Below are 17,239 nucleotides of genomic sequence, written 5' to 3'. Positions count from 1 at the left end.
CTCTTACACGTATTTTTCTACCAGTACACAGGTAAAGCCAAGATTTTTCTTCGGCTTTTTCGGCTCTTCGTCTTTCTTCAGTGCATGGTGGTCGTATACCGACAGGTCAGCGTCCGGATTCAGTTTGTAGCCTAATTTCTCATAAAAGCCTGCGGCGCGGTCCTGGCTCGTGATGACGATGTGATCGACACCGTATTCTTTCAGCCATTTCTCAGCGGCTTCGACCAGTACGCGGCCGTATCCGCTTTTCTGTTTTTCTCTGACAACACAGACACGCTCGATTTTTCCTGTCTTTTCCGCCGGAAATGCGATGCGGCAGCCGGCTACCGGCTTGTGATCTTCTGTCACCAGAATCGCCTGCAGATCATCTTTGCTCTCGTCCTGTCCGAATTCCAGTTCAATCGGAATGTTCTGTCCGCAGCAGAACGCATCGGTTCTGACGTAATCATATGCTTTGTATTTCCACTCTTCGCTTCCCTTTTCTACCCGGTAAATTTCTGCCATGTTTTTCGCTCCTTTTAGAATCGGGAAACGGATGTTCTCGATCCGCTTCCCGTCTGTTTTGTAATCTCTTCTGTTTTTATTTCGAAAATGATATTCTAGTTTGGTGTCTCATCAAAGTATTTCTCGTCCGGGCTGGTGTCCACGCCGAGATACTCGGTTGTGATCTTGGAAAGAGTTCCGTCTTCTTTCATCTCTTTTAAGGCTTTGTCAACATCCTCGCGGAGTGCTGCGCCCTCTTCGTTCTTTCCAAACAGGAAGTAGGTATTGTTCTGCGGGAACAGGAAATCTTCGGTCTCCTCGTCGATCTCGTTTGCTTCCAGCTGACCTTCCAGTCCGAACTGCGGAAGCAGGTTGTCGATGATCGGTCCGTCGTCGATTGCCACATCAGCGGTTCCATCTACGATATGCTGGTAGCGGACCTGGAAGTTTGCATTGGAATATACGATATTGATCTGGTGATCCGGGTTGTCTGTATTCCATTTTTCCAGTGCATTTGCGGTAAGGCTTCCTGCACTCAGCTCAATTTTGTATCCGCGGTCTGCCAGATCGGTAAGAGAAGTCAGCGGCTCATCGCCGGTTCTCTGAATGTATTCGTTGAAGCTGGTTTTATATGGTAAAGAGAAGTAGTAGGATTCTGCTCTCTCATCGGTATATCCATAGTTGTTGACTGCGATGTCGTACTGACCGCTCAGCACACCCTGCAGTGCATCTGCCTGCTCAATTTTCAGTTCATACTGCGGAAGGCGGTTGAACACTTCTTTTACGATATCGATATCGACACCGGTCAGCTCGTTGTCATCATTTACGTAAAAGTACGGTGCCAGTGTGCCGCTTGTTACAGCTTTAATCACTTTTTTCTCACCGGAATCCGATGCGGAGCTGCCTTCTGCGGAAGATGATGCTGCGGAACCGCTGCTGCTTCCTGCATTTGCTGATGCATTGCTTCCGCATCCTGCAAAGCTTGCTGCCAAAAGGCCCGCCGCTGCCAATACTGCCCAGAATTTCTTTGTCTTTTTCATAATAAAATCCTCCTCATTTCCTCGTTCTTTTCAGTTCCGGCCGCACCCCGGCTGCCTGAGAGTGTTCCACCAGAGCGCTCCGGATTCTTCTGTCTTATCTCTTTATAAAAGTCCTTTCAGCGGATTAATCGATGCATCCACGGAAAGTACGCCGTTCTTCGGGTTTCTGTCTTCCCATTTCGGGCTGTTCCAGATGGTTTTTGAGATTTCTCCTGCGTAATCCTCGTAGGTCTCTCCCTCCGGATGGCGAAGGAATACTTCATCCGGTGTTTTGCTGAGTGTTCTTCTCGATCCATCGTCTTCCATCAGCTTCTCGAAATCTACTTTTGCAAGGATTCGTTCGTTGTATCCGCGGAAGAGAACTTCGCCTAATTTCTTTCCAGGTCTCGAAAGTGCCAGCACCTGCGGATCGCTTCCGTGACGGAAGGCCGGGATCGCATACAGCTCTTTTAAATAGCCCCAGATATTTTTGTAATCACGAATCGGTTTCTTCACCGGTCCTACGTTGTGGAAGTAGCTGACATCCCAACGGATCAGAGTGACGTAAGCGCGGACATCGCTGTCGGTGATGTAGTCGCCGAACAGGAAACGGTTCGTCTCCAGCCGTTTGTCCAGCTTATCGAGGGATTCATAGAAATCTTCGTATGCCTCATCGTATGCTTCCGGTGACTGGCAGAATGCCATGCGGTAATGGCCGTTGTTGATATGCGGGAAGAGCCAGTCGTTAAACTCATCGATCTCTTTCCGAAATTTTTTCGGGTACAGGTCCGGCGCATCTTTTGGCTGGAATGGACGGAACTGCACTTCGAGGTAGTTCGTAAGGCGGTGATAATCGTTGTTCACAGCCTTTTTCTCTTTGACATCCACCAGGGTCGGTGTCGTTGCTCTTCCTTTGAAGTCCGGGTTTGCTCTTTTATAGAACTCACTTAAGAAGTAAGCGCCTGTCGCCGGATCCTTGAAATCCGGATACTGTCCGAATGCATGTCCGTAACGGTTTGTCTCGCCGGATGGAGAAACTCTCGTCTCCGAGATCACATCCTGCAGTCCTAAAAGCTCCCGCACGATGATCGGACGGTTGGACCAGTTGCATCCGGTTGCCCAGTAGATCCCGAAGCGGTTTGCTTCTGCTTTCAGGCCGCCTTCTTTATCGCCGAATGGCTGGATAAATGCATTTGGCTGACGGATGAAAGCGCCGCGCTCATCGATCTCTACAAGGGTTTCATTTGGTCTTGGGTCTACTCCGACTTCTGCTGCAAACTGTTCTGCCAGTGCATCTGTGTATTTGATTTCTTCGGTTTCTTTATTTTCAACTGGGGTGAAGCTGCATCCGCATCCGCTCATGTTTTTGTCCTCCGTTTTCTATGTCTGTTTATTATCTATTCTTATGTTGTTTATTCTCATTTCTTTTAAAAAAGGTTAAAAAAATAGCAGGCATTCGTTCCGGCCTGCCCGCACATGCAATTTCTGCTATGCTTTTTCTGCCTGCGAATGTTTCTTATTTTTCTTTATTCTGATTGGAGCTGCAGCAACAGCAACAACACATCTCCATCATTCTGTTCTCCTGCATTCGTCTGTTGTCTGTTTTTTTCATTTGCTGTTCTCCTTTCCTACTAAGTCGATATGTTTAATGTGTTTTTCGATTACATGGCATATTATAATGCATATTTTTTCTATGTGCAACCCCTAAAACGCCTTTTGGTAATTGTTATTTCGATGAATCGATTATAGGTTTTTCCTATTGGTTAGTCATACCAGAAAGATATTACTTATCACACCTGTAGGCTGATTTTGCTTTTTCCCGGCCAACCGCCGCAACTTTTGCAATGTGCTCAACAATTCTTGCCATGGCTTTTTTCTTAAGAAACGATACAATAAAAAGCAAAGAACACCACTTGCAAAATACAATGTACTCTCGGAATCTTTCTGTGCTTGTTTTTGTGAGATGATTTTCCGCCAGCCGCAAAGGCAAGTGCAGAAAGATTCCGAGAGTACATTACAAAATAAAGGAGAGTTTTTCTTATGGAAATGACATTTCGCTGGTATGGTTCCAAATTTGATACCGTTACCTTAGAGCAGATCCGCCAGATTCCGGGCGTAACCGGAGTCATCACAACCCTGTACGACACTACCCCGGGCGAGGTGTGGACACGCGAAGCGATTCACGCGTTAAAAGAAGAGGTTGAGGCCTCTGGACTTCACATCTCCGGCATCGAGAGCGTCAACATCCACGACGCCATCAAAATCGGCAGCCCGGACCGTGAGCAGTACATCGATAATTATATTGAAACGTTAAAGCACCTCGGCAAGGAAGACATTCACCTTGTCTGCTATAACTTCATGCCGGTCTTCGACTGGACCAGAACAGAACTCGCACGCGTCCGTCCGGACGGCTCGACCGTACTTGCCTACAAACAGTCCGCCGTAGACGCACTTGTTCCGGAAAAAATGTTTGAATCTATCGCAGGTGATGCAAACGGCGCAATTCTTCCTGGCTGGGAGCCGGAGCGCATGGCAAAAGTGAAAGAGCTCTTTGACGCTTACCGCGATGTGGATGATGAGAAACTGTTTGCCAACCTCAAATACTTCCTCGAACGCATCATGCCGGTCTGCAACGAGTACGACATTAGAATGGCCATTCACCCGGACGACCCGGCATGGAGTGTCTTCGGTCTTCCGAGAATCATCATTAATAGAGAAAACATTCTGCGCATGATGAAGATGGTCGATGACCCGCACAACGGCGTAACCTTCTGCTCGGGCTCCTACGGAACGAACCTGGAGAACGATCTGCCGGATATGATCCGTTCCTTAAAGGGCCGCATCCACTTCGCTCACGTCCGCAATCTGAAATTCCACAGCCAGCAGGATTTCGAGGAGGCCGCACACCTTTCCTCTGACGGCAGCTTCGATATGTATGAGATCATGAAAGCGCTGTACGACATCGGCTTTGACGGCCCGATCCGCCCGGACCACGGACGTATGATCTGGGGCGAGAAGGCAATGCCGGGCTATGGACTGTATGACCGCGCACTCGGCGCGACTTATTTAAACGGACTCTGGGAAGCTATTGACAAGAGTCACAAACGTGGAATTTAAAGGAGGTTTTTACTGATGTCTCTTAACTTAACAGCTGCCGGACTGGCAGATCAAAAAGCGTGGGAAGCCGCAGGCTATGCGCTTCCATCCTATGACCGCGAAGCAATGATCACCCGCACGAAAGAATCTCCGTGCTGGGTGCATTTCGGAGCCGGAAATATTTTCCGTGCCTTCCAGGCAAATACAGCACAGGAACTGCTGAACAACGGTACCTTTGACCGCGGTGTCATCGTTGCGGAGGGCTTCGATACAGAAATCATCCGTGATATGTACCAGCCGCACGATAATTTAAGCATTCTGGTGACCTTAAAAGCCGATGGTTCTGTCGAGAAAACCGTTGTTGGAAGCATCGCAGAATCGCTGGCTGCCGATACGGCGGATTCTCCGGATTTTGCCCGGTTAAAAGAAATCTTTACCAAGGATTCCCTGCAGATGGCGACGTTTACGATCACCGAAAAGGGATATTCCCTGAAAAACGGTGCGGGCGAACTGCTGCCGTCTGTTGCTGCCGATTTTGCTGCCGGACCTTCTTCCGTTACCAGCTATATGGGAAAAGTTGCTTCTCTTTTATATGAAAGATTTCTTGCAGGCGAAAAACCGTTTGCGATGGTCAGCACCGACAACTGCTCCCACAATGGCGAAAAACTTTCCCTTGCCCTGACAGCCTACGCTTCTGCATGGGAAGAAAACAAGCTGGTACAGCCAGGCTTCCTCTCCTATCTGCAGAACCCGGAAAAAGTCGGCTTCCCGTGGACCATGATCGACAAGATCACCCCGCGGCCGGATGGTTCCATCGAAAAGATACTCGAGGAGAACGGCCTCGCTGATGCACAGTCGATCGTCACCTCCCGCCACACCTACGTTGCTCCGTTCGTCAATGCAGAGGAATGCCAGTACCTCGTAGTCGAAGATCATTTCCCGAACGGACGGCCGCCGATGGAAAAGAGCGGATGGATCTTTACCGACCGGGAAACTGTCAACAAAACAGAGCGCATGAAGGTCTGCACCTGCCTGAACCCGCTGCACACCGCACTCGCTGTGTTCGGCTGCCTGCTGGACTATGAACTGATCAGTGAGGAGATGAAAAATCCGGTACTGAAAAAGCTCGTGGAGCGCATCGGATATATCGAAGGACTTCCGGTTGTCACCGATCCTGGTATTCTCTCTCCGAAGCAGTTTATCGCTGAAGTGCTGAACATCCGCATCCCGAATCCGTTTATGCCGGATACGCCGCAGCGAATTGCAACCGATACGTCACAGAAGCTGTCGATCCGGTTCGGTGAGACGATCAAATCGTATCTTGCTTCCCCGGAGCTGTCACTCTCGGATCTTCAGGCAATTCCGGCTGTATTTGCGGGATGGCTGCGGTATCTGATGGGCGTGGATGACAACGGCGATGCATTTGATCTGAGCCCGGATCCGCTGCTTGCCACGGTCCGCCCGTATGTGCAGGATCTGAAACTCGGCGCACCGGCTGACCGTGAGGCGCTTTCCAAAACGCTGGCTCCGCTGCTCTCCGATGCTTCGATTTTCGGTGTGGATCTGATTTCCGCCGGACTTTCTGACCGTGTGCTGGATGCTTTTGTCTCGATGCTTCATGGACCTGGCGCTGTGGCAGATACGCTTGCTGCTCTGACCGCTCAATTCTAAAGGGGAGGTATTTCCATATGAAACCTTTTATGGACGCTGACTTTCTGCTGCAGACCGATACGGCGAAAACACTGTACCACGAGGCGGCTGAAAAAATGCCCATTTTTGACTATCACAACCATCTGAATCCACAGGAGATTCTCGAAGACCGCCAGATGGAGAATCTGACACGCGTCTGGCTCGGCGGGGATCATTATAAATGGCGTGCCATGCGTGCGATGGGCTTTTCGGAGGATCTGATCACCGGAAACGCCGATGATTACGACAAATATCTGGCGTTTGCCGAGACGATTGAGAACGCGATCGGCAATCCTTTATACCACTGGACACATCTGGAGCTGCAGCGGTACTTCGGCATCACGACACCGCTCTCCCGAGCAACAGCGAAGGAGCTCTGGGATGAGGCGAATGCAAAACTGCAGACGAAGGAGTTTACCGTGCGCAATCTGATTCTGAACCAGCATGTGTCGCATCTGTGCACCACCGACGATCCTGCAGATGATCTGCACTGCCATCTGGCATTACAGAAGGAAGACTTTGCCTGCCGCGTTCTGCCGTCCTTCCGCCCGGACCGCGCCGTTCATCTCGAGAAGCCGGATTTCCCGGAATATGTGGAAAAGCTTGCCGCTGCCGCCGGCAGGACGATTGCATCCGCGGAGGATATGGTGCATGCCCTCTCCTGCCGCCTCGACTTCTTCCTCTCCGCCGGCTGCGTTGTCAGCGACCACAGCCTTGAGGGCTGCTTCTATGTGCCATGCACGGCTGCTGAGGCGAATGATGTATTTGAAAATCGCATGAACGGCGGTGCTCTCACCGAAAAAGAGCTCGGCATGTACAAGGGCTTCCTTCTGACGAACCTCGGACGGCTGTATCATAAGCACAATATCGCCATGCAGCTTCATATCAAAGCACTCCGTAACAACTCGAAGCGGATGTTCCGTGCGCTCGGTGCCGATACCGGCTTTGACAGCATGAACGATTTCGCCTTTGCCCCGATGCTCGGCGCTTTCTTAAACGATATGGACGAGGACGACGCACTGCCGAAAACTGTGCTCTACTCTCTGAACCCGGGCGACAACCCGATGCTTGCAAGCATGGCCGGAAACTTTGCTGCGCCTGGCATCCGCTCGAAAGTGCAGTTCGGTACCGCATGGTGGTTCAACGATCACAAATACGGCATGGAATCCCAGCTTGCGACGCTTTCCAGCATCGGCATGCTCTCCACCTTCATTGGCATGCTGACCGACTCCCGCAGCTTCCTCTCCTTCCCGCGCCACGAATATTTCCGCCGGATTCTCTGCAATCAAATCGGAAACTGGGTGGAAAACGGGGAGTACCCGGCGAACCTGGAGTTTCTGAAAGAGATGGTGGAAAATATCAGCTACAACAATGCGGTTTCGTATTTCCTGTGATTTTCGCATACCTTATTGACAATTATTCCCACATACCGTACAATAAAAGGGATTACTGATCAACGAAAGGATTACAGAAACATGGACGACTCAGGCAGTATGCCTCGACGATGCTTTATTTTCATCATTTGATAAACGGAGACATAATCTATCTTTGATTCCGCCAGATTCAAGATAGGTTATGTCTTTTTGTACATTTTTTGCATCGTGTCCCGGTTTCCTAAGAAAGGAAAAACAAATGAACAGCGACATTGTGTCACTCATCATCATTCTTATCTGCGTCATGCTCTCAGCCTACTTTTCGGCGACGGAGACTTCCTTCACCTCGCTGAACCGCATCCGCATGAAAAATATGGCAGAAAAAGGCGACAAGCGGGCGGAACTGGTGTTAAAGCTGCTGGAGAACTTTGACAAGCTGCTCTCCACGATTCTCGTCGGCAACAACATCGTCAACATCGGACTCAGCTCCCTTGCCACGGTGCTTTTTATCAAGCTTCTCGGCGGCGACTCCGGTGCGACGGTTTCCACGATCGTAACCACTATCGTGGTCCTGATCTTCGGCGAAGTTTCCCCGAAAAGCATTGCAAAAGAATCTCCGGAGACGATCGCCAAATTTTCCGCACCGTTTCTCCACATTCTGATGATCGTGCTGACCCCGGTGACGTTTTTCTTTTCCCAGTGGAAGAAGCTGCTCTCCCGCATCTTCAAATCCTCGGAAAACCACGGCATCACCGATGAGGAACTGATGACCATCGTCGAGGAGGCGACCCAGGAGGGCGACATCGACGACCAGGAAGGCGATCTGATTCAGAATGCAATCGGCTTCATGGAGATGGAGGCCGCAGAGATCTTTACTCCGCGTGTCAACGTCATCGGCATTCCGCTCGATGCGACGAAATCCGAGATCGCTAAGACTTTCTCCGACACCGGATTTTCCCGGCTGCCAGTGTATGATGATGATATCGACCACATTGTGGGAATTGTGTATCAGAAGGATTTCCACAACCACATTTACCACACCAACAAACCGCTAAGCAGCATCATCCGCCCGGCGCTCTTTGTAACCGAGAATACGAAGGTCGGCCCGCTGCTAAAAAAAATGCAGGCGAAGAAATCGCATATTGCCATTATCATTGATGAATTCGGCGGCACCGACGGTATCATCACCATGGAAGATATCCTCGAAGAGCTCGTCGGCGAAATCTGGGATGAGCATGATGCGGTTGTACAGGAAATCCAGAAAGTTTCCGAAAACGAATACCTCGTGACCGGAACGGCAAGCATCGACAAGGTGTATGAAGAGCTCGATATTGACAAAGAATTTGACGTCTTTACGGTCAGCGGATGGATCATGGGGATCCTCGAGCGCGTGCCAAAGGAAGGCGATCATTTCGTCTCGGATGGCCTCGACGTAACCGTACTGAAAATGGCAGACCGGAGAGTCGACAAGGTACGGATCGTGCGGCTGCCGAAGGATGAAAATGAACAGTAAGTAATTGATACGATTTACACGCAAAAAACGGATCGAACATCTGATTTTAAAGTCAGATACTCGATCCGTTTTTTTGTATCCTCTATTCTTCTTTCAGACCGTCCGCAAGTCCATACACATCATTTTCCCTTCCTTTGCAGCCCTCCCATACAATCGGTTCTGCAAAGGTAAGTTTCAGAATGGTATCAATGCTGTCGCGCTCCGGAATCGGGACGGAGATCGAAAAGGTTCCGTTTTCTTCCGTCAGTTCTGCTTTTCCGCCGGAAATCACTTCCCATTTTTCCATTGTATTCCCCGGAATTTCAAACGTGATCTGATCTTTTTCCCATTCCAGAATATGCACATAAACAATATTGTCGCGGTACATCGTTCCGCCCCAGCGGTCCGCAATCACAGGGCCGCCGCGCAGGCCGTACAGCGTTTCGCCGTATTTCGAAAGCCATTCTCCGGCCTGGCGCAGGCGTTCTACCTGCTCCTCATCCATTTTTCCCGTTCCGTCCGGGCCGATATTCAGCAGATAATTGCCGTCCCGCACGGCGATTGAAACCAGATTCTGAATCAGCTGGCGCAGCGGCAGCACTGGTCTGCCCGGGATATAGCCCCAGGAATCCGCAATACAGTCGTTGCTGTCCCACGGCTTGTCCGTCCGCATCCCGTCGATTCTGCGTTCCCGCACATGGAAATCGCCTTCCCAGCCGCCGCGGTTATTGATCATAATATCCGGCTGCAGCTGTCGAATTTCATTTATCAGTTTCTCCGACTCCCAGAAATAATTGACCCTCATATATTCACTGGTCTGCCAGTCATCTTTCCTGTACCAGCCTCTTTCTCCATTCCAGTCCATTCCTCCAAGTGCAAGCCACTCACCATCGAACCAGAGCAGATCAATCTTTCCATAATTACTCATCAGCTCCATCAGCTGATCATGGCACTGTTTTTTCAGTGCCTCTGCACTCTCCCAGTAAAGATCCGGCATGAAATATCCTGGAAAGCGCCAGTCGAGAGGAGAATAATAAAAGCCAACTTTCATTCCTTCTTTCCGGCACGCCTCCACATATTCTTTAACAAAATCCCGATGTGCAGCTCCTTTCATTGCGGTAAAATCACTGCATTTCGAATCGAACAGGCAAAAGCCATCGTGGTGGCGTGTTGTCAGCACCATGTACTTCATCCCCGCTGCCTTTGCATTTTGGGCCCACTGTTCCGCATCAAAATTTTCTGCAAGAAAGTCATCCTTCAGTGTCTCATACTTCCGCACATCCAGATGCTCATTCATCAGCACCCATTCCCCTTTTCCGAGCATCGAATATACTCCCCAGTGAATAAACATGCCAAACTTCGCATCCCGGAACCATTTCATCTGTTCTTCCGACAGTTTTTCTACCTTTTCCGGTCTGTAATTTTTTCTTGCCGCCGGAAAGGATTTCATTTCTTCTATTGTTTTCATTTTTTCTCCAAACTCCGCATCTTTTCCCGGTAGTCATGATACAGTTCTTGATTTACCTTTTCCAATATAGCAATTAATTCTGAATCTGTCATCTCATTCCAGATCATCAGGTGAACGATACGAATGGGCTGAGAAAGAAGCATTTCTCTTACATTTTTCTCTTCTTTCAGACGCTGCGCGAAGATTCCTCCTGCTTTTTCTGTAATTTTACGATACAGCTCTTCAAAAATCTGTTCCCCAGCCTTCGTTTCCAGCAGACGCTCCGTTTTATCCCATCCCTGGATCTGTCTTGGTACTGGAAAAACCGGTGTTACTTCGATCTTCTGTGCTGCACGGATATCCTGTACTGAAAATCCAAGCTCAAGTCCATACATTCCCTGCGGTACCGTCCGCTCATCAACGCGTTCATCGTAGAGTTCAAACAGTTCACGTGAAATGGAAAATACAAACTCTTTTTCTTCTCCCGCCTCCAGTATAATTTTCTGAAAATCGCGAAGTTCCCTGGCTGGCCTTGCTTTCCATGCTCTTGGATTTTTCACATAGAGCTGAACGACCTGAGCCCCTTTTCTGCTGCCCGTATTTTTAATTTTTCCACGCAGAACTGTTTTCTCACAATCTGTGATTTTCTCCTGCTCCACGCTGCACTCCGTAATTTCAAATGTTGTATACGAAAGTCCGAATCCAAACGGAAACTGCACCGGAATTTTTTTCGTCTCGTATCCTCGGTAGCCCATAAACATACCCTCGCGGTACGTCACCTGCTCCGTCTGCTCTGCAAAATTTTCATCCGAGATAATCTGTTCCCGGAACGCCGGAACTGACACAGGCATATGTCCGGACGGATTCACCTCTCCGCTTATCACTTTCACAATCGCTCTTCCAATCCCCTGACCGCCGTAGAAGCATTCCAGAATCGCCTTTACTTCGTCAGCCCACGGCATGGCAACGGCTCCGCCGTTCATCACAACCGCAATTACATTCGAATTAACTGCAGCAATTTCTTTTAAAAGAGCCACCTGGTATTCCGGCAGTTCATATTGCACACGGTCATTTCCTTCTCCTTCAAAACCAAAATCCATAGCAAGGAAAAACAGAACCGCATCTGCATCCGCTGCTGTTTTCACCGCCTCATCCCGGAGTTTTTGCTGCTCCGCTTCACTTCCCGCATTGTTCCTGCGATATCCCATCGCAAACGGTGTATTATCTGCTCCGTTCCATTTTTCTGCACATTCCCAGGCGTCTTCTTTTCCTGCTCCTTCTACTTTTCCGGAGCCCTCCGCCTGAAACAGAGGTTCTCTCGCATATTCTCCAATAACCGCCAGCTTTCTGCCCTGCTGCTGCGGCAGAATATCCTCTTTATTTTTCAGCAGAACAATGGCTTCTTCTGCTGCTGCGCAGACTTTTTCATGATTTTCTTTTAAAAGCAGCTCTCGTTCTTCCTCTGTCTTTTTCGTTTTCGGAATCTTCCACTTTCTCGCATTTCGTATGATGCATTCTGCCCGCTCACGGATCACGTGTTCGTCCAGTCTGCCCTGTTTCCACTGCTCCACCATATAAGCAGTGCTTTTTCCATCCGTTCCCGGCATTTCAAGATCCAGTCCTGCCTCTGCCGATTTCACCCGATCGTCCAGTCCGAACCAGTCCGTCATGACCAGTCCGTCAAATCCCCATTCTTTTCGAAGAATATCGAACAGCCAGCGGTTTTCTGCACAGTATGTTCCATTGATCTTCGAAAGGCTCGTCATGACCGCTGCCGGTTTTCCCTCACGGATTGCAATTTCAAATGCTTTTAAATACAGATCCCGCAGGACATCTTCCTCACAGATTACATTCAGATATTCCCGTTCGGTCTCCTGATTATTTGCAGCAAAGTGCTTGATACATGCGCCGACCTGCTGTGACTGCACGCCGCGGATATAGGCACCTCCCAGTCTTCCTGCAAGAAGCGGATCCTCGGAAAGATATTCCACATTTCTTCCGCAGAGGGGATTCCGTTCCAAATTAACCGCCGGTCCCAGCACCAGATCCACTCCGTACGCAGCCGCCTCTGATCCAATGATTGTTCCTACCTGCTCTGCTACATCCGGGTTCCAGGATGCCGCTACTGCTACTCCCGCCGGCAGACAGGTCGCCGGTTCACTTCGATTAATGCCAAGAGAATCCTTATCCTTTTTCTGATAGCGAAGCCCCATCGGTCCATCGCTCATTTCCAGGGATGGAATATCGTATTCCGGCAGTGCTTTTGTATTCATAAACTGATCGCCGCAGAGAAGCGAAATCAGTTTTTCTGTTTCCATCTCTTTTATTTTCATTTGCTTTCCCCCAATTTTTTCTCAGCCTTTTACAGCTCCAATAGAAATTCCTTTTACAAAATATTTCTGTACGAATGGGAATACGATCAGAATCGGAAGCAGTCCGACGATGGCGATTGCCATACGCACGGTCTCCTGCGGGATTCCCCCTCCTACGCTGGCCAGGTTGATATTACTGTTCGCATTTTTGGAAAGAAATTCGATGTTTTTAATCATATTATTCAAAAGCTGCTGAATGCTGAATTTGTTAGTATCTGTAATATAGTATAATCCATTCGTCCAGTCATTCCAATAACCAAGTCCGGCAAATAATCCGACCGTTGCAATGATCGGTTTACACATAGGAAGAACTACTTTGCGGAATACCTGAAACTCTGTTGCACCATCAATTTTGGCAGCCTCACTTAATGCCGCCGGTACATTTGACTGAATATACGTTCTTGTCAGAATCACATTAAAAGCACTCATCAGCAGACCCGGTATAATTAATGCCGGAATCGTATTTTTCATGTGCAGGTAGCGGGTATACATAATATAGGTCGGTACCAGTCCACCATTAAACAGCATCGTGAAAAACAGATAAAATGCAAGAAATGTTTTTCCAGGAAATTTCTCATGTGCCAGTACATACGCATACAAAAGTGTCATCATCACGCCAATCGTTGTTCCAATCGCGGTTACCAGAATGGTGATTCCATATGCATGGAAAACCTGTGCCCTCTCGTTCCAAATGTACCTGTATGCTTCCAGACTCAGTTCTTTTGGGAAGAAAGAATATCCATGCAGCACAATCTCATTGTTGCTTGTAAACGATGCAACCACCAGAAGCACCAGCGGAATCACCATAATCAGTGAAATCAGTGCCAGAACTACCGTGATCATTCTCTGATAACGCCGTTCCTGTTTTCCTACCATAATTTTGTCCTCTTTTCTGTCAGAACAGTGCATTCTCACTGCTGTAACGTTTTGTAAGCCAGTTTGCAATCATGACAAGTGCAAATCCCATCAGCGACTGATATACACAGGCTGCCGATGACATACTGATGTCACCCAGCTCAATCAGTCCTCGATATACGTAAGTATCAATCGTGTTGGTTGCATTGATCAGCGCTCCCGAGTTCATTGGTACCTGATAAAACAGACCAAAATCAGAATAGAAAATTCTTCCGATGGACAGCAGTGTCATTGTGACTACTGTAGATTTCAGCAGCGGAAGGGTAATACATTTGATTTTATGCCATCTTGTTGCTCCGTCAATCTCAGCTGCCTCATACATTTCCTGGTCAATTCCAAGAATCGCTGCCAGATAAATAATGGATGAATATCCGGCTCCCTTCCAGCAGTTTACAAAAATCAGGATGAATGGCCAGTATTTTGACTCGGTGTAAAATGAGATATTTTCTTTTCCAAGAGAAGTCAGCAGTCCATTAACAAAGCCAGTACGTCCGCTTAAGAACGCATATACCAGATAGCTGACAATGATAATCGAAATCAAAGATGGAATCAGAACAGCAGACTGAAAAATTTTCACTTTTGTCTTGCTTCTTAATTCACTCAGTAAAATTGCAATCAGAATAGATACCGTCGTATTAACGACAATAAATGCAAAATTGTATAATAATGTGTTTCTTGTAATCAGTGCTGCATCCGGTGTTTTAAATAGATATTCAAAGTTGGAAAGCCCCGCCCAGTCACTGTGCAAAATTCCTTTTGCAAAATTCAAATGTTTAAAAGCAATGATGATACCGGTCATCGGCACATAGTTATTAATTAAAAGATATAAAAATCCCGGCGCTACCATTATATATAATGGAAATGCTCTTTTTATATTTTTCCATGTTTTCTTTTTTCCCATAGGAATCCCTCTTTTTCTGTCTCAAAAGCCAGGGCCGGCCGATTCTCATCGTCCGACCCTGTCTGCCTTGTTTATTTATTTGCAAGCCATTCGTCTACCTGTTTCTGCATATCTTCGATAATATTGTCGATACCTGCTGATTTCAGTTCTTCATTGAACTGCGGCAGTGTCGTACTTGGATCTGCATCGCCGTTTTCGATGATTGCTTTATATTTATCTGTTACGTTTGTAATTGCTGTAATTTCATTTTTTACATTTGTCGTGTCATAAATGAATCCATACAGCGGAGATTCCTGTGCAGTATCATTGTATTCCGTAAATTTCTCGTATACATTTTCCGGATCAGTTTCCCATGCATAGCCAACAGAACCATTACCACATAGCCACAGCTCGTTGCCCCAGCCTACCGAATCAGAAGTTACTCCATCTGGATAAGATGCAATTCCATCCGATACAACATAATCTTTGCCTTCAATTCCATATCGGAACAGATTCTGGAAGTCGGAGTCTGAGTACAGCAGATTCAGGACTGCAAGAGCTTTTTTCGGGTTCTCGCACTGTGCCGGAATTGCCCACTGGCAGAAGTTAACAGAGGAAGTACTGATAGTGCTTCTTCCAATCGGAATCGAAACGATTTCTTTACCGGAGTTCATTGTTTCCTGTGTTGCAGTTCCCGGATGCTGGCTTCCATAATAGCTGAACGCTGTATTAGCACGGAACAGATCCTGACGGGTTGTTGTATTCGTTGTAGAATCTGGCATAAAATAGCCTTTCTGGTTCCAGTCATATGCTTTTTCAGCCATCTCTTTGTACTTTTCTGTGTCATACGTATTAATAACGGTGATTCCATCGGATGCATCATCATCGATATCAACGCCGACACCTGAAGTTACAACATCAAACTCTCCTTTTACATAGTTCGCGAAACATCCATTGTTCAGATCCGACGGAATCATCGGATAAAGTTCCGGATGTACTTCCTGGCATTTTTTCAGTACTTCCTCGATATCATCAAAGTTTTTGATATCTTCCGCTTTATATCCAAGCTCTTCCAGAATGTCTGCTCGGCACATAAATCCTGCCTGGGATGCAAGGTCACGATACGTCGGCAGTCCATACAGATTACCGTCGAAATAGCATGCTTCAATATAACGCTCCATTGCACTGTATGCATCCGGTGCATACGTCTCTATCAGATCATTGATTGGATAGAGCTGTCCTCTCTGTCCATCTTCACGAATATTGGACATCAGAAATACCATATCCAGTTTTTCACCGCTCGAAAGCATCAGGTTCGTCTGGTCGTTATAAGCACCCCATTCAATAATCTGAAGTTTTACTTTTGCATCTACCTTTTCTCCGATGATCTCATTCATTTCATCCTCTACGGCCTGCATATCTGCCGGTGATGCATTAGATCCTGGCCATACCATCAGAAGTTCTTCTGTTTTTCCATCCTTCAGATCGGATGTACTATCTCCTGCTTCACTTTGGTTCGATGCTGTTGTCTGCGCAGAATCTGCCTTTGTGCTGTCCGAACTCTTGCTGTCCCCACATCCTGCAAGAAGTGATGCGGTCATTGCCGCCATCAAAACTGCTGCTGCCATTTTCTTTCTCATTTGTGTTACCTCCCGTGTTTTTTGATGGTTTTATCTTACCGCACTTCCACTTCTCTCTCAATTTCAATCCCGACCCGTTTTATAACAAAAACGACTTATCCTTTTGCTTTTGCCGCACGATATTCCAATGGTGTACGTTCGGTCTGTTTTTTAAATATTTTAGAAAAATAGGCCGGAGAATCATAGCCTGTACGAATACTGATTTCAGAAATCGACAGCGTCGTCTCCCGCAGCATTTTCTTTGCCATCAAAATTCGATAATGCTGTACATACTCCATCAGTGTATATCCTGTCTGTTTCTTAAACTCCCGGTTGATATGATCCTGGTTCAGATGCACCAATTCTTCAATCTTCTTTCGTGTAATCACTTCACTGTAATGGCTTTCCAGATACTTTTTAATCGTATTGACCGCATCTGCTATCTCCGGATCTGCTTCCGGTTTGTTTTTTGTTTTATACTCCTCCAGCTTTTCCACTGCTGAAGCAATTGTTTCTTCCAGTTCATCAAATGCAATCGGTTTCAGTAAATACCGGTAAACCCCAAGGGAAATTGCACTTCTCGCATAATTAAAATCCGGGTACCCAGTCAGAATAATATTGATAATTTCAGGATACATATCCTGAATCCATTGAATCAGACTCAGACCATTCTCTTTTGGCATTTCAATATCGCAGATCACAAGATCAATTTTGGAACTACTGATAATGTCCCGTGCAAGATCCGTATTGTAGGCCGTAAAAACCTTTTGAATTCCCTTCTTTTTCCAGTCAATTGCCTTCTCCATAATATGCAGCATGGCAATTTCATCATCTACCAGCAGCAGATTCATTTT

13 protein-coding genes are annotated in these 17,239 nt (G+C 47.5%); 4 read left to right on the top strand and 9 right to left on the bottom strand.

All coding sequences use genetic code 11. From position 1 onward, the window contains the following. Positions 1 to 3 precede the first annotated feature (3 nt). The 3 genes from DXB83_RS08800 to DXB83_RS08790 form a co-directional block, all read right to left on the bottom strand. A complete protein-coding gene (locus tag DXB83_RS08800; protein WP_118697464.1) occupies positions 4 to 504 on the bottom strand; it encodes a GNAT family N-acetyltransferase in 501 nt (166 codons plus the stop codon). 95 nt (positions 505 to 599) lie between these two features. Next, complete coding sequence (locus tag DXB83_RS08795) at positions 600 to 1,523, bottom strand: transporter substrate-binding domain-containing protein (protein ID WP_055264864.1); 924 nt, start codon at positions 1,521 to 1,523, stop codon at positions 600 to 602. Between the two features lie 102 nt (positions 1,524 to 1,625). Then, the gene (locus tag DXB83_RS08790) at positions 1,626 to 2,864 is read right to left on the bottom strand and encodes a glutathione S-transferase C-terminal domain-containing protein (protein WP_118697463.1); all 1,239 of its coding nucleotides are present in this window, start codon (positions 2,862 to 2,864) and stop codon (positions 1,626 to 1,628) included. A 678-nt stretch (positions 2,865 to 3,542) separates the two neighbouring features. Here DXB83_RS08790 and uxuA point away from each other — a divergent pair. From uxuA to DXB83_RS08770, 4 genes are all read left to right on the top strand, one after another. Beyond that, positions 3,543 to 4,619: a mannonate dehydratase gene (gene uxuA / locus DXB83_RS08785; protein ID WP_118697462.1), complete on the top strand. Its 1,077-nt coding sequence runs from the start codon at positions 3,543 to 3,545 to the stop codon at positions 4,617 to 4,619. A 15-nt stretch (positions 4,620 to 4,634) separates the two neighbouring features. Then, the gene (locus DXB83_RS08780; protein ID WP_118697461.1) at positions 4,635 to 6,269 is read left to right on the top strand and encodes a mannitol dehydrogenase family protein; all 1,635 of its coding nucleotides are present in this window, start codon (positions 4,635 to 4,637) and stop codon (positions 6,267 to 6,269) included. A 17-nt stretch (positions 6,270 to 6,286) separates the two neighbouring features. After that, a complete protein-coding gene (gene uxaC, locus DXB83_RS08775; RefSeq protein ID WP_118697460.1) occupies positions 6,287 to 7,681 on the top strand; it encodes a glucuronate isomerase in 1,395 nt (464 codons plus the stop codon). Positions 7,682 to 7,919: 238 nt separating this feature from the next. Continuing rightward, positions 7,920 to 9,173, top strand: a complete 1,254-nt coding sequence (locus DXB83_RS08770) for an HlyC/CorC family transporter (protein WP_117509487.1) — start codon at positions 7,920 to 7,922, stop codon at positions 9,171 to 9,173. Between the two features lie 82 nt (positions 9,174 to 9,255). Here DXB83_RS08770 and DXB83_RS08765 read toward each other — a convergent pair whose 3' ends face one another. The 6 genes from DXB83_RS08765 to DXB83_RS08740 form a co-directional block, all read right to left on the bottom strand. Next, a complete protein-coding gene (locus DXB83_RS08765; RefSeq protein ID WP_118697459.1) occupies positions 9,256 to 10,620 on the bottom strand; it encodes an alpha-L-fucosidase in 1,365 nt (454 codons plus the stop codon). After that, entirely contained in the window at positions 10,617 to 12,932 is a 2,316-nt protein-coding gene (locus tag DXB83_RS08760; RefSeq protein ID WP_118697458.1) for a beta-glucosidase family protein, read from the bottom strand. Before DXB83_RS08760 ends, DXB83_RS08765 begins: the two co-directional genes overlap by 4 nt. 21 nt (positions 12,933 to 12,953) lie before the next feature. Then, on the bottom strand, positions 12,954 to 13,847 hold the full coding sequence (locus DXB83_RS08755) for a carbohydrate ABC transporter permease (protein ID WP_022462073.1): 894 nt from the start codon (positions 13,845 to 13,847) through the stop codon (positions 12,954 to 12,956). A gap of 19 nt (positions 13,848 to 13,866) precedes the next feature. Then, positions 13,867 to 14,787: an ABC transporter permease gene (locus DXB83_RS08750; protein WP_022462072.1), complete on the bottom strand. Its 921-nt coding sequence runs from the start codon at positions 14,785 to 14,787 to the stop codon at positions 13,867 to 13,869. A 71-nt stretch (positions 14,788 to 14,858) separates the two neighbouring features. Then, a complete protein-coding gene (locus tag DXB83_RS08745; protein WP_118697457.1) occupies positions 14,859 to 16,406 on the bottom strand; it encodes an ABC transporter substrate-binding protein in 1,548 nt (515 codons plus the stop codon). A gap of 95 nt (positions 16,407 to 16,501) precedes the next feature. After that, on the bottom strand, positions 16,502 to 17,236 hold the full coding sequence (locus tag DXB83_RS08740) for a response regulator transcription factor (protein WP_055218660.1): 735 nt from the start codon (positions 17,234 to 17,236) through the stop codon (positions 16,502 to 16,504). Positions 17,237 to 17,239: the final 3 nt, after the last annotated feature.

This window comes from Blautia sp. OM06-15AC, from assembly GCF_003481425.1.
Classification (GTDB): Bacteria; Bacillota; Clostridia; order Lachnospirales; family Lachnospiraceae; genus Fusicatenibacter; species Fusicatenibacter saccharivorans.
Note: the sequence above shows the minus strand (reverse complement) of the source record. Positions and strands in the feature narration are given on the sequence as shown.

Bases quoted from the DNA above. Each gene is read 5' to 3' on its own strand.
- DXB83_RS08800 (WP_118697464.1), bottom strand. From the start codon at position 504: ATGGCAGAAATTTACCGGGTAGAAAAGGGAAGCGAAGAGTGGAAATAC.
- DXB83_RS08795 (WP_055264864.1), bottom strand. From the start codon at position 1,523: ATGAAAAAGACAAAGAAATTCTGGGCAGTATTGGCAGCGGCGGGCCTT.
- DXB83_RS08790 (WP_118697463.1), bottom strand. From the start codon at position 2,864: ATGAGCGGATGCGGATGCAGCTTCACCCCAGTTGAAAATAAAGAAACC.
- uxuA (WP_118697462.1), top strand. From the start codon at position 3,543: ATGGAAATGACATTTCGCTGGTATGGTTCCAAATTTGATACCGTTACC.
- DXB83_RS08780 (WP_118697461.1), top strand. From the start codon at position 4,635: ATGTCTCTTAACTTAACAGCTGCCGGACTGGCAGATCAAAAAGCGTGG.
- uxaC (WP_118697460.1), top strand. From the start codon at position 6,287: ATGAAACCTTTTATGGACGCTGACTTTCTGCTGCAGACCGATACGGCG.
- DXB83_RS08770 (WP_117509487.1), top strand. From the start codon at position 7,920: ATGAACAGCGACATTGTGTCACTCATCATCATTCTTATCTGCGTCATG.
- DXB83_RS08765 (WP_118697459.1), bottom strand. From the start codon at position 10,620: ATGAAAACAATAGAAGAAATGAAATCCTTTCCGGCGGCAAGAAAAAAT.
- DXB83_RS08760 (WP_118697458.1), bottom strand. From the start codon at position 12,932: ATGAAAATAAAAGAGATGGAAACAGAAAAACTGATTTCGCTTCTCTGC.
- DXB83_RS08755 (WP_022462073.1), bottom strand. From the start codon at position 13,847: ATGGTAGGAAAACAGGAACGGCGTTATCAGAGAATGATCACGGTAGTT.
- DXB83_RS08750 (WP_022462072.1), bottom strand. From the start codon at position 14,787: ATGGGAAAAAAGAAAACATGGAAAAATATAAAAAGAGCATTTCCATTA.
- DXB83_RS08745 (WP_118697457.1), bottom strand. From the start codon at position 16,406: ATGAGAAAGAAAATGGCAGCAGCAGTTTTGATGGCGGCAATGACCGCA.
- DXB83_RS08740 (WP_055218660.1), bottom strand. From the start codon at position 17,236: ATGAATCTGCTGCTGGTAGATGATGAAATTGCCATGCTGCATATTATG.